Source organism: Psychroserpens luteolus, assembly GCF_021032705.1.
GTDB lineage: Bacteria > Bacteroidota > Bacteroidia > Flavobacteriales > Flavobacteriaceae > Psychroserpens > Psychroserpens luteolus.
The window spans coordinates 41,582-55,612 of sequence record NZ_JAHVXI010000002.1 but is presented as its reverse complement, the minus strand read 5'-3'; the positions used below and the strand labels follow the sequence as shown (position 1 = coordinate 55,612).

Below are 14,031 nucleotides of genomic sequence, written 5' to 3'. Positions count from 1 at the left end.
TCTTACGTCTTAGGTTCTTAATTTCTATCTTTAGAAGGAATTAAATAATCAACCCATTTATATGAATAAAATCAAGTTTGCAATTGCATTGTGCTTTTGCAGTTTTGCATTATTTGCACAAGACTATTTCCCCAAGAACAATGGTGTAAAAACGACCAACACCAATTACCAAGCTTTTACGAATGCTAAAATTTATGTCACGCCAACTCAAATCATAGAGAATGGTACTTTACTTATTAAAGATGGCAAAGTGGTAGCTTCTGGAAAGCAAGTAAGTATTCCTAAAAACACGACAGTTGTTAATCTAGAAGGCAAAAGTATCTATCCATCTTTTATAGATATGTACTCGACCTTTGGTGTTAAAAAACCAGAACGACCAAATAGCAATGCTAGAGGTCCGCAATATGGCCCAAGCCGAAGCGGTTACTATTGGAATGACCACGTTATGCCAGAAAATAAGGCTATGGAAAAGTTTAGATATGACTCTAAAAAAGCCAAAGAACTTATGAAAGCAGGCTTTGGTGTTGTAAATACACATATTGAAGACGGTATTATTAGAGGTAGTGGAACTTTAGTTGCTTTAAACCCAGATGCTGGTAATGAAGCTCGTGTATTAGATCCACACTCAGGTCAATATTTTTCATTTAGCAAGAGTGTAACCTCAAGACAATCGTATCCAGGTTCTATTATGGGAAGTATTGCATTACTGCGTCAAATGTATTTGGATGCCGATTGGTATGCAAAAGGATATAGTGATACCAAAGATTTATCTCTTGAAGCCTTGAATGCTAATAAGGGACTCGTTCAAATTTTTGGTGCTGGTAGTAGAGCAAATGCATTGAGAGCTGATAAGATTGGAGATCAATTTGGTGTACAATATATCATGTTAGGTGGTGGCGATGAATATGAACGCGTAAGCGATGTAAAAGCGACAAATGCTTCATATATTCTTCCAGTGAATTTTCAAGCTGCATATGATGTAGAAAATGCATTTTTAAGCAAATCATTATCCTTAAGTGATATGAGAGCTTGGAATCAAGAACCTTCAAACCCGAAAGTTTTAGCTGAAAATGGTATACGCTTTGCATTTACAACTCATGATCTGAAATCAACAAAATCCTTTAGATCTAATGTTATGAAAGCCATAGAGTACGGACTTTCAAAAGAAAAGGCTTTAGAAGCGCTTACAACGGTACCTGCACAACTATTAGGTAAATCATCACAAATAGGCTCTCTAAACAAAGGTACTTATGCTAACTTTTTAATTACATCTGGAGATATTTTTGATGCTAAGACCACACTATACGAAAATTGGGTTCAAGGGCAAAAAACAGTACTTGAAGATATGTCGGTTAAGGATATTAGAGGTGATTATGAATTCCGTTTAGCTGGTGAAGCTTACAAAATGACTTTAAAAGGATCTGTAAGTAAACTAAAATCTGAAATTACTAGTAATGGCAAAAAAAGAGGATCTAAAATTAGTTATGCAGATGACTGGGTGAATATTTCAATGACCACCAAAGATTCTACACAACAAGAGTTCATTAGATTGGTTGCAAATGTTTCATATGCAAACACATTAAATGGTAAGGCTATTTTCCCAGATGGTAACGAAATGACTTTCTATGCCAATAAAATGGAAAAAGACGAAAGCGCTTCTGATGATAAAAAGAAAATGGATGCTAAACCTCCAAAGGAAACGTTACCTGTGACCTATCCTAATATGGCCTATGGATTTACAGAACGACCTAAAGCTGAAACTTTGCTATTCAAGAATGCCACTGTATGGACAAATGAAAGTGATGGCATTTTACAGAATACAGATGTACTCATTAAAAATGGGAAGATTGCAAAAATTGGTCAAAATCTTTCAGGCGGAAATGCAACTGTGATTGACGCTACTGGAAAGCATTTAACTGCTGGAGTTATAGATGAACACTCACATATTGCTGCTGCTTCAATTAATGAAGGAGGTCATAACTCATCAGCTGAAGTGTCTATTGAAGATGTTATTGATGATGAAGATATAGACATTTACAGAAACCTTGCTGGAGGTGTTACCTCAATTCAAATTCTTCATGGATCTGCGAATCCTATTGGAGGGCGTTCGGCCATTATTAAATTAAAATGGGGAGAATCTGCAAATAATTTGATTTATGATAACAGTCCGAAATTTATAAAATTCGCTCTCGGTGAAAATGTCAAGCAATCTAATTGGCAAAGTTTTGCCCGATTCCCTCAAACCAGAATGGGTGTCGAACAACTATATATGGATTACTTCAATCGAGCAAAAGCTTATGATAAATTAAAGAAAAGCGGAAAGCCATATCGTAAAGACATTGAAATGGATGTCCTTGCTGAAATTCTAAATAAAGAACGTTTTATCTCTTGCCATTCTTATGTTCAAAGTGAAATCAATATGTTGATGAAAGTCGCTGAAAAGTTTGACTTCAATATTAACACCTTCACACATATTCTTGAAGGCTATAAAGTAGCAGATAAAATGGCTAAGCATGGCGTGGGTGGATCAACCTTTAGTGATTGGTGGGCTTACAAATATGAAGTTAATGATGCTATACCATACAATGCTGCTATTATGCACGATGCTGGTGTTGTTGTTGCTATTAACAGTGATGATGGTGAAATGTCTCGTCGATTAAACCAAGAGGCGGCAAAATCTGTTAAATATGGTGGTGTAAGTGAAGAAGATGCATGGAAATTCGTGACATTAAATCCTGCAAAATTATTGCATATAGACGATCGTGTAGGAAGTTTAAAAGTTGGAAAAGATGCCGATGTGGTATTATGGAGCGACCATCCAATGTCAGTCTACGCAAAAGCTGAAAAAACAATTATTGAAGGTGTGACCTATTTTGATTTGAAACGTGATGAACAAATGCGTTCACAAATTAAAAAGGAGAAAAGTGAGCTCATCAATATGATGATGCAAGCAAAAAATAAAGGTTTGAAAACACAACCAATTAAGAAGAAAGAAAAGGATCAAATGCATTGTGATTACTTAGACCATGAACAACACTAAAAAGATGACTATGAAAACAACACATATAAAAACTCTCGTTGTATTACTCCTAAGTTTTTCTTTAGGATATGCACAACAAACTCCTGCTCCCAAGCAAAGTAAAACAGTAGCTATTACAGGAGCCACGGCTCACATTGGTAATGGAAAAGTGATTACAAATAGCTTGATAATCTTCGAAGATGGAAAGCTATTGCAAGTTCTAGATGGCACTACTGTAAAAGTTGACATGTCAAAGATGGAAATTATTAATGCTAGTGGAAAGCATGTTTATCCAGGTTTTATTGTACCAAATTCTACTCTAGGATTAGTAGAAATTAGTGCAGTTAGAGCAACTGATGACGATTCTGAATTAGGAACTTGGAATCCACACATTCGAAGTTTAATCGCTTATAATGCCGAATCTAAAATAGTGGAATCTATGCGACCTAATGGTATTTTATTAGGGCAGATCACACCAAGAGGTGGACGGATTTCTGGTACTTCGTCTGTAGTACAATTTGACGCATGGAACTGGGAAGATGCTGTAATCAAAGAAGATGATGGTATTCATATGAACTGGCCAAGAAGTTTTTCTAGAGGCCGTTGGTGGTTAGGTGAAGATCCAGCAATGAAACCTAATAAAGATTATGACACACAGGTGACTGCCATTAGTGATTATTTTAATGGCACTAAGGCTTATATGCAAAGTGATAAATCTGTAAAAAATCTGCCTTATGAAGCGACTAATGGGTTGTTTGATGGTTCAAAGACGCTCTATATTCATGTCGATGATGAAAAAGGAATTACAGACGCCGTTAACTTTTCTAAAATGCATAATGTAAAATCTACCGTTATCGTTGGTGGTTATGAATCTCATAAAGTTGCAGATATGCTCAAGAAAAATAATATTTCAGTGTTATTACAACGTGTACATACAAGACCAAGTCAAACCGATGATGATTATGATATGCCATTTAAATTGGCAAAGCTATTAACTGATAAAGGTGTTACTGTGGCTTTAGAAACCAGTGGCCAAATGGAACGTATGAACTCTCGTAACTTACCATTTTATGCAGGTACTACGGTTGCACATGGGTTAACTAAAGAGCAAGCTTTGCAATTAATAACACTTAATCCTGCAAAGATTCTAGGTATTGATGATAACTATGGAAGTCTAGAGGCTGGGAAAAGTGCAACATTATTTATTAGTGAAGGTGACGCTCTCGATATGAGAACAAATATCATAACGCATGCCTTTATTGATGGCCGTATGATAAGTTTAGAAACACATCAAACTAAATTATGGAAACGTTATTCTAACAAGCTAAAGAGCGAGAAATAAAGCGTATTATTATAAAATTAAAAACCTGTCAGTATTATTGACAGGTTTTTTTATGCTTAGAATTATTTACTTTACTCTATAATGGTTGCACCTTTTGGCATTTTAAAAAGTGAATCGTCTTTTGTTTTATCAGTTACCATAACATTAGTAAACTCAACAGTGTTACGTTTTTCAGTTGGTACTCGATCTTCATAATTATACCAGTCGATACTTTTTGGTAATACCAGACCATTAATCGTCTGCCAATCATTATAGCGTATAAATCGGAAATTATCACTCTTTCCATCTTTTCCAAAGGTAACAGTATATGCTAGCCATTGCATTTGGCCAGTTTCTTCATCGTAATACACAATATATTGGTCATCTGGAGATACGCCTACTCCAGCTTCATAGGAAATTAAAATGCCAGGATATGTTTTGCCTTCAAACGTTAAAGGCGCTGCATCTTCATATATAATGCCATCATCTCCTACTATAAAAGGCATAGCATAAAAATACATCATCAAGCCTTTATAAAACTTTGCATTTCCTTTATATTCATTTCCATCTTTTTCAGAAACCCATAATTGGCTGCCATCATAACCAGACCTATATGTTGGTGTATCGATAAGCTCAGCTCGAGTTTTTAAATTGGTCGTTGTGACCTCTTTACCATTAGGTTTATCCATAGTAAATGATAAGGTGTTCATCTTATTCCAAACATCTATACCGCCATGCGCATCAAATACTTTAGTGATATTTTTTGGATACGTACTGGTTGTCACATCTAAATTTTCTTCAGAATAATCGATAGATTCAACAGTTTCGGTTTCTTTATTCTCTTTGCAAGATGCAAAAACAAGAAGTGCAATTAAAAGTAATGTTTTAAGTTTCATTCGTCGTAGTTATTATGGTTTCGTGCTTAGACGAAGTTAAGGAGAATAGTTTACAAAAAAAGCCTCAGAAAAATTCTGAGGCCTAAATTCAACTAAATAAAAGATTTGGACTATTCTATTATTAATTTCTTAACGATACTTTTTCTATCGGTATTTACTTTCACAAAGTACATGCCGCTTTGTAAATTTGATGTATCTATATCCATGCTATTCCCTTCGGAAATTTGTCCTTCTAAAATTTGCTTTCCTTGGATGTCTATAACATTAGCTGTTACATTTCCGTAGGCATTAGAATTCAACCTAATGGTCACTTTATCTTTCGCAGGATTAGGGAATAATTCAAAAGATGTCACCTCAACTTCAGAAACAGATAAGGCGAATTCAACGAACTCACTATCAAACCTATTGGTGATCACAGGTGCATTAAAATCAAAATAGATCGCAGCTGTATTTGGAATAATATCACCTATGGCATAACCTGGTTTTGGTTTGATCTTAAAGTATACAAATCCTCTGCTGCCATCTGCATCATCTTGTTCGGCAGGTAAATTAATAGCATCAAAAAACCACTCCAAATCCGTCTCTGTTCGTGTGACCACATAGTCATGACTTGAACGTAGCATTTGGAATGTAGTTGGATCTAATTGATCATCTAACATATCCTCTATTCTCACAAATGTAGCAGGAGCTGTTCCTAAATTTTGAAAACGAATGGTATAATACAAATACTCATCAGACGCTACAAAGTCATCAAATACAATTTCAGGACCATGAGATTCCATTTTATCATTTGGATCCCAAGATCCAACAACAATTTCGGATAATGTTGAATAATTGTTAACCGCAACTAAATCATTACTATCAGTGATATATGTCGCTGTATTGGTCACAATATCTCCTAATTCAACATTTGCTGGACATAATATTGAAATGCCTATACTTTCTACATCTCCTGGTTGAAGGTTTACAAAATCTACCGTGAACCCAGTGGCAGTAGCAGTAATTGTATACGCTGGATTAACATTGAAAGTGCCACTATATACCATTTGTGGATCTACTGTAAATTCTACAGTACCAGAGGCAATAGTAGTAAATCCTAAATTCTCCAAATATAGATAGTTACTATGTGTGAAACCTGGTCTTGGTGGTGTCCAATTATTAATAAGATAAACAGCTAAATCTTCACAACTTTGTTCTTCAACCACTGGAAAGTCTACTGTAACAGTATTTCCGTTTGCTACAGATATATTACTAAAACTTGCTGTAGTTACATCATAACAACCTGCGGATTCTTCATATAAATTAAAGGTGATTTCGTAAGTATCGGTTTCGTTAGCGCTAATGATTTGGAAGTTTCCTGTAGACGAGTTTACTGTATTAATAATTCCATCACCATTAACCTCATAGGTAAAATATCCGTTGGAAAAATTAAACTCATTAGTATCAAATACTGAATTAGTATTAGCATCTACAAAAGCATTCACTTGAATAAATCCAACCGAAGACGCACAGAACACGTCAAAATCAAATACTTCGGTACAGCATGTGCTACCCGATTGACAACTTACAGAGCCATCTGTATCAAATCGTACTGTGATACTACTACCAGAGGATGTATACGTTATTCCTGCAAAATCACCATCATTTCCATAAGGAAGTGTCGGATTTAAAATAGTTCCATCTGAATCTAATATTGAGATTTCATCAAAGTTTACTTCTGCTCCTCCTGCATTGAAGAATACAGTAAGAGGAAGTCCGTCGCTACTTTCAAAACCAAACTCACTTGTATCATTATTTCCGTAGCAATACGTCGTATTAACAGCTCCACCATCGCATTCTACAAGTTGGTTAGGATTTGCTCTTGTTGTAAAGCTATATTCATTGCATTCTTCTGCATCTCCATTATCATTATAAGGTACAATAGTTACATAATAAGTCACTTCATAATCTAAGGTTCCAATATCGTAGGTCAATACATTTCCAACGTCAACATTATCTACAACTTCAGTTCCTCCAGACGTAATTCCTACAGAAACTTTATAACCACTAACCAAACCAGTAGAAGCAGTCCAAGTCAGATCTGCATTTTCATTAACGTCTTCAGTTCCATTGTCTAATACCAGTTCAGAAGTACAGTTAGGTAGTGCATTAAGATCAATACAACTTACGGTATAATCTATAGGTGTATAATTTTGGTCTACGCAGGCAAAAACGTTATCAGAATTAACAAAAATAGTAATCGTATCTCCTGTAGACGCAAAGTATAATCCTGCGAGATCTCCGCCATTGCCATATGTTGTGGCTTCAGGGTTTAAGTTAGTCACGCCATCAGAATCTAATACGACCAATTCATCCCAGTTATTTTCTACTTCTCCAGCATTAAAAAACACTTGCAATGGCGAACCATCTGTACTTGTATATACATATGGTGTTGCATCATTAAGCTCATAACAGTACGTTGTGTTTATTGGTTCTTCACCACAAACCACATCAATAGGACATGTTTCGATTACCAAATTAAAATCTGATAATGCAAAGCAAGTATCATTAGTATTTTCGACTCTAACATAAATAGTTTGAGTCACTCCATTGCTAGTATAGGTTTCTGGAGCTGCTAAAGGATTTACATTAAAGAAAGCATCATTCACATTTTCAAAAAATCGAATGACATATGAGTTTTGATCGGCTCCTAATAAAATTTCAGGAATCGTAACAGTGAGATCAAAAATTTCGTTAGGATTACAACTGCTAAGATCTGCTGCATCACCTAAGGTTATAGAGTCTCCTTCAGTGATATCTATTGTAAGCGTATTTGATATGCATCCAGATATAGCATCAGTTACAGAAACCGTATATGTACCTCCAGTAAAAACAACTATTTCAGGAGTTGTATCTCCAGTACTCCATAAGTAATTATATACGCCATTTCCTCCAGTAACAAATGGTGTCAATACAACCTCTTGTCCACTACAAATCGTATATGGTCCATTGTAATCTACAATTGGCGCTAAATTTCCAGTCACTGTTAATGTCGTAATTGCTGAGTTACCAGTTGCGATTTCTTCTACATGCACATAAATGATAAGTGTACCAACAGGATATTGATATGACGTTGGATTAGATATTGGATTACTTTGATTTTCAGCATCAGCTTCAGTTAAATAATAGGAGAAATTAAACCCTGAGAGCTCTTGTCCGTTAACAATAGTTGCATTTTCCGAGGTGAGGTCAAAATCGACCTCTAAATTTGGATCATCTGAACAAAATTGAATTGCCGCAGGCGACACAAAAAGGCAGTCTGGGTCTACAATTAAGTCTAATGTTGTGGTCTGAGCGCAGTTACCAAAAATAGAACTCACTCTAACAAATACGGTTTGAAAATCTGTTACAATATTAGTATAAGGACTTGAAAGTGCTCCAACATTATTATCTGCATCTTGTTGCGTTTCATGATAAGTAACAACAAAATTTGGGTTTTGATTGCCACCAAGTATTTCATCATCTTTACTTACTAAATCGAAAAAACCAAATCCATCATCATCGTCATCACAATATACAAGAGGCGTTGGTGCATTGATTATTATTCCTTGTTCTACATTTAAATACAATGCAAAATTCGGATTTGCATAAGAGCAACCACTAGAGATATCTGTAACTCTTACATATAATGTTTGAAAATAAGCTATTGTATTAATATAAACGCTTGGGTTTGCTATTGCATTAGTTCCTAAATCGGCATTCTGGAAGGTTTCATAATATGATACCTCTAAATTTGGATTGCCTTGAGCAAACTCGGCATCAAAAATGGTCAAGTCAAATGTCGCAAAACCACCACCTTCATCACAGGCTACTACATCTTGGGCAAAATTAGTTATGGGTAAACTATTAACAATTAAATCAAACGTAAAGATCTCCAGGTTACCAGTAGCATTTTGAAAAGCGCTAACATGAATGGTTTGCGGATTTGAAGTATTGGTATAAGGTGACACCAATGGATTCGTTTGATTGGCAGCGTCTGCTTCGGTTAAATGGTAAGTAATATTGTAATCATTCGGACTAAAACTCCCCAGAATTTGAGGTGTTTGTGATTCAAGATCAAACTCTGTTGTTCCATCTGGAATACTATCGTCACAAACAACCATATCATTAGGTTGATTAAGTGTTTGTGAAAAAGTGGAAATTGAAAAAAGAAGGGCAAAAAGCGAAAACAGTAATTTTACTTTCATAGAAAAAATAGTTTGGTTAGTAGTTTTATCAACTATTTAGTTCGAAGCTAATAGTCAATGGATTGATGTCAGTACTATAACAAGCCAATTTAGAATTTTCCTACCTATTAATAAAATGCTATAACGTATTTGGCATTGTGGATGACTTATAAAAGCTTAAATTTGTAACCGTTTAAAGAGAATAAATGAGTCATAAAGCCATTACGAGTTTACAAAATCAATTGGTAAAACAAATTATTGTTTTAAAGGAAAAGTCTCGTGAACGAAAAAAAAATGGGCTTTTTATTATTGAAGGTCAACGAGAATTAAGTTTGGCTCTAAGTGCTAACTATCATATCAAGACAGTTTTGTTTTACTCTGAATTGATCTCTAAAGAAACAATAAAGTCCATAATTACTCCAGAAACTGAACTTATCGAAATCTCTAAAGAGGTCTTTCAGAAATTAGCACATCGCGATACTACAGAAGGTATAATCGCTATTGCTAAAATTAAGTCGCATAGCATTGAACATTTAAAATTTGACAAACAAAATCCGTTAGTACTCGTTGCCGAAGCACCAGAGAAACCAGGGAACATTGGCGCTCTACTTCGTACAGCAGATGCCGCTAATGTTGATGCTGTGATTATAGCAAATCCGAAAAGTGATTTGTACAATCCTAATATTATTAGATCTAGCGTAGGCTGTGTATTCACCAATCAAGTTGCAATAGATACAACAACTAATATTATAGCTTTCCTAAAGCAGGAAAACATTTCAATTTACTGCGCAGCTTTGCAGGCTTCTGTAGATTATCATACGCAAGATTTTTCGAAAGCAACTGCTATCGTCGTTGGTACTGAAGCTACTGGATTGAGCAATGATTGGTTGAATAATTCAACTCAAAATATTATTATTCCAATGCAAGGCGTAATTGATAGTATGAATGTTTCTGTGGCTGCAGGAATTCTCATTTTTGAGGCCAAACGACAACGAAAATTTAATTAGCATATGACAACAGATACGCTTTTCTATACTATTATTTCAATTATTATCATCAACTTTATTATTGATAAATATTTAGATGCGCTCAATGCAAAACATTACAGTGATCCAATACCAGATGAATTAAGTGATGTTTATGACGACAATGAATACAAAAAATCTCAAGCTTATAAAAAAACCAACTATAAATTTGGCATATGGAGTTCACTCTTTTCCCTAACTTTAACTCTTGGATTTTTATGGTTCGATGGCTTTGAATATGTTGATACTATTGCTAGAAATTTTAGTGAGCATCCAATTATAGTGGCACTGATTTTCTTCGGAATCATTATGCTTGGAAGCGATATTATATCTACACCTTTTAGTTATTATAAAACTTTTGTTATTGAAGAACAATTCGGTTTTAATAAAACCACAAAAAAAACATTTATACTTGATAAGATTAAAGGGTTGTTGATGATGGCTATTATTGGAGGTGGTATTTTAGCTCTAATTATTTGGTTTTATCAACAAACACAAGATTTGTTTTGGTTATATGCTTGGGGAATTGTGACTGTATTCACCGTTTTCATGAATATGTTTTACTCCAAACTTATTGTTCCTTTATTTAATAAACAAACACCTTTGGAGGATGGAAGCTTACGAGATAAAATTTCGGAATATGCTAAATCTGTAGGCTTTAATTTGGATAAGATATTTATTATCGATGGCTCTAAACGCAGCACCAAAGCCAATGCTTATTTTTCAGGGTTTGGTAGTGAAAAACGTGTGACACTTTATGACACATTGATTAAAGAACTTAATGAGGAAGAAATTGTTGCAGTGCTAGCTCACGAAGTTGGACATTACAAACGACAACATATTATATATAATCTGATAGCGTCCATCGCTTTAACTGGACTCACCTTTTTTATCCTCTCAATTTTTATATCTAACACTTTACTATCAAATGCGCTTGGTGTTGAAACACATAGTTTTCATGTTGGTTTAATTGCTTTCGGACTGCTCTACTCACCTATTTCAGAATTAACAAGCTTAGTCATGAATCACCTCTCGCGTAAGTTTGAATATCAGGCCGATGATTATGCTAAAGACACTTATAAAGCTGAACCATTAGTGACCTCATTAAAAAAACTCTCCAAAAATAGTTTGAGCAATTTAACACCGCATCCCTCATATGTATATGCACACTATTCACATCCTACGCTTTTAGATCGTGTAAAGAATTTGAGGAAAATGCAATAGTAAGAACACATCTCAAGACCGTTCAAAATTTTCTGCCAGACCATTTAATTAGTAAGAGTTAATTTACTTATAATAAACCCAAAAACCCGTTGCACATTAAAATTCTTATTCATACTTTAGTTCTATGACTGAAGTAGAGATTGAAAAAGAAAATGCTGAGATTGCCAAAGCCTACAAAGAGCTCCTAAAAGTAAGTTATCAAACCCTCTCCAAAGAGGATAAAAAACTAATAAGAGAAGCCTTTGAAGTTGCTGTAGATGCGCATAACGGACAACGAAGAAAATCGGGCGAAGCCTATATCTTTCATCCTATTGCTGTAGCGAAGATCGTTGCAAGTGAGATTGGATTGGACGCAACAAGTATTGCTGCTGCCCTACTTCATGATGTTGTTGAAGATAACCCAGATTATACAAAAGACGATATCGAACGCCTGTTTGGTGAAACTGTGGCGCGCATTGTCGATGGGTTAACCAAGATTTCTTCACTGAGTAAAGATGCAGATGTATCTACCCAAGCTGAAAATTTCCGGAAGATGTTATTAACGCTTAATGATGATGTTCGTGTAATCATTATTAAAATAGCCGATCGTCTTCACAATATGCAAACCATGGATTCCATGCGTAAGGATAAACAAGAGAAGATCGCTTCGGAAACCTTATACATCTATGCGCCTCTTGCTCATAGAATTGGACTCTATAATATAAAAACAGAACTTGAAGATCTCGGACTCAAATACACCGAGCCTGAAGTATACAATGATCTTCTAGAGAAAATACAAGATAGTAAAGCCGAACAGGATAGCTATATTAAAGATTTTTCTAAAGTCATAGTAGATTCATTAGATAAAGAAGGTCTTAACTACGAAATTAAAGGGCGACCAAAGTCGATTTACTCCATCAGAAAAAAGATCGTTAAACAAGGAGTTAATTTTGAGGAAGTCTATGATAAGTTTGCCGTAAGGATTATCTACAAATCCGATTTTAAAAATGAAAAATTCCTAGCCTGGAAAATTTATTCTATAGTGACAGATCATTTTAGACCTAATCCAACACGATTACGCGATTGGATTTCGTCACCAAAATCTACAGGTTATGAAGCCCTTCACATTACTGTAATGGGTCCAAAAAGTAGATGGGTTGAAGTTCAAATTCGAAGTGAACGTATGAATGAAATTGCCGAAAAAGGCTATGCTGCTCACTATAAGTATAAGCAAGGTAATGCCGAAGATGCTTTGGATACATGGATTGATAAGCTACAAGAGGCTTTAGAAAGCAATGAAACTAATGCCGTCGATTTTGTTGAACAGTTTAAACTTAATCTGTATTCAAAAGAAATATTCGTGTTCTCGCCTAAAGGTCAATTAAAATCATTACCAAAAGGTGCTACTCCTATCGATTTTGCATTTAGTATTCATACCGAAGTTGGCATGAAGACTAAAGGTGCAAAAGTAAACGGAAAACTGGTCCCTTTGAGTCATGAACTCAATAGTGGTGATCAAGTCGAAATTCTAACAGCCGAAAACATAAAACCAAACCGTAACTGGCTAGACTATGCAACTACAGCAAGAGCCAGAAGTAAAATTAAATCATCGCTCAAAGCAGAGAAAAAAGATGTCGCCGAAGAAGGAAAGGAAATTTTAAGACGAAAGCTTAAACAGCTTAAAATTCTACTCGATGAAAAATCGGTGAATGAAATGGTAAACCATTTCAAACTCAAAACAAGCTTAGATCTATTTTATAGAGTTGGTATTGGTACTATAGATAATAGCATGCTTAAAGACTATGCCTCTTCTCGTAGTAATATGTTTATGAGTTATATTAAAAATAGAATTCGTAAACCAACCGCTGCTCCAGATATTGATAAAGATGAGATTACCTCAAAATACGATCAACTAGTATTTGGCAAAGAGGAAGAAAAATTAGATTATAAGCTATCTACATGTTGTAATCCTATACCTGGTGATCCGGTATTTGGATTTCTAACCATAAATGATGGTATAAAAGTTCATAAAAAAAATTGTCCGAATGCACTTAGTATGCAATCCAATTATGCATATCGTATAATGCAAGCCAAATGGATCGATTCTACACAGCAAGAGTTTGCAACACAAATTAAGCTATCTGGTATTGATAATTTAGGCTTGGTTAATAACATTACAGAGGTTATTTCTTCTAACATGCATGTGAACATGAAAAGCATCAGTTTTGAGACAGATGATGGCGTGTTTAGTGGTAAGATTAATGTTGTAGTTAATAATATTAACATGCTAAAAAAACTAATTGATAATCTTAAAAAAATTAATGGAATAGATAAGGTGACTAGAGTCTAAAAAATGTGTAAA

Annotated in this window: 7 protein-coding genes; 5 read left to right on the top strand and 2 right to left on the bottom strand. The window is 34.8% G+C overall.

The features are described from left to right. The first annotated feature begins 61 nt into the window (after positions 1–61). Positions 62–3,040 carry an amidohydrolase family protein gene (locus KWG70_RS05875; protein ID WP_230935064.1) on the top strand — a complete coding sequence of 993 codons (2,979 nt, stop codon included), beginning with the start codon at positions 62–64 and terminating at the stop codon, positions 3,038–3,040. A 10-nt stretch (positions 3,041–3,050) separates the two neighbouring features. Beyond that, positions 3,051–4,361 (top strand): amidohydrolase family protein, encoded by a 1,311-nt coding sequence (locus KWG70_RS05870; RefSeq protein ID WP_230935063.1) that lies wholly within the window; start codon positions 3,051–3,053, stop codon positions 4,359–4,361. A 71-nt stretch (positions 4,362–4,432) separates the two neighbouring features. Here KWG70_RS05870 and KWG70_RS05865 read toward each other — a convergent pair whose 3' ends face one another. After that, positions 4,433–5,236 carry a DUF6503 family protein gene (locus tag KWG70_RS05865; RefSeq protein ID WP_230935062.1) on the bottom strand — a complete coding sequence of 268 codons (804 nt, stop codon included), beginning with the start codon at positions 5,234–5,236 and terminating at the stop codon, positions 4,433–4,435. Between the two features lie 110 nt (positions 5,237–5,346). Then, on the bottom strand, positions 5,347–9,462 hold the full coding sequence (locus KWG70_RS05860; protein WP_230935061.1) for a T9SS type A sorting domain-containing protein: 4,116 nt from the start codon (positions 9,460–9,462) through the stop codon (positions 5,347–5,349). Between the two features lie 185 nt (positions 9,463–9,647). Here KWG70_RS05860 and KWG70_RS05855 point away from each other — a divergent pair, with 185 nt between their 5' ends. From KWG70_RS05855 to KWG70_RS05845, 3 genes are all read left to right on the top strand, one after another. After that, positions 9,648–10,448, top strand: a complete 801-nt coding sequence (locus tag KWG70_RS05855; RefSeq protein ID WP_230935060.1) for a TrmH family RNA methyltransferase — start codon at positions 9,648–9,650, stop codon at positions 10,446–10,448. 3 nt (positions 10,449–10,451) lie between these two features. Further along, positions 10,452–11,690, top strand: a complete 1,239-nt coding sequence (locus KWG70_RS05850) for a M48 family metallopeptidase (protein WP_230935059.1) — start codon at positions 10,452–10,454, stop codon at positions 11,688–11,690. Between the two features lie 124 nt (positions 11,691–11,814). Then, the gene (locus tag KWG70_RS05845) at positions 11,815–14,019 is read left to right on the top strand and encodes a RelA/SpoT family protein (RefSeq protein ID WP_230935058.1); all 2,205 of its coding nucleotides are present in this window, start codon (positions 11,815–11,817) and stop codon (positions 14,017–14,019) included. The last annotated feature ends 12 nt before the right edge of the window (positions 14,020–14,031 follow it).

What these genes read in the sequence shown, in the direction of transcription:
- KWG70_RS05865 (WP_230935062.1), bottom strand. Translation starts at nt 5,236, where the DNA reads ATGAAACTTAAAACATTACTTTTAATTGCACTTCTTGTTTTTGCATCT.
- KWG70_RS05845 (WP_230935058.1), top strand. Translation starts at nt 11,815, where the DNA reads ATGACTGAAGTAGAGATTGAAAAAGAAAATGCTGAGATTGCCAAAGCC.
- KWG70_RS05870 (WP_230935063.1), top strand. Translation starts at nt 3,051, where the DNA reads ATGAAAACAACACATATAAAAACTCTCGTTGTATTACTCCTAAGTTTT.
- KWG70_RS05860 (WP_230935061.1), bottom strand. Translation starts at nt 9,462, where the DNA reads ATGAAAGTAAAATTACTGTTTTCGCTTTTTGCCCTTCTTTTTTCAATT.
- KWG70_RS05855 (WP_230935060.1), top strand. Translation starts at nt 9,648, where the DNA reads ATGAGTCATAAAGCCATTACGAGTTTACAAAATCAATTGGTAAAACAA.
- KWG70_RS05850 (WP_230935059.1), top strand. Translation starts at nt 10,452, where the DNA reads ATGACAACAGATACGCTTTTCTATACTATTATTTCAATTATTATCATC.
- KWG70_RS05875 (WP_230935064.1), top strand. Translation starts at nt 62, where the DNA reads ATGAATAAAATCAAGTTTGCAATTGCATTGTGCTTTTGCAGTTTTGCA.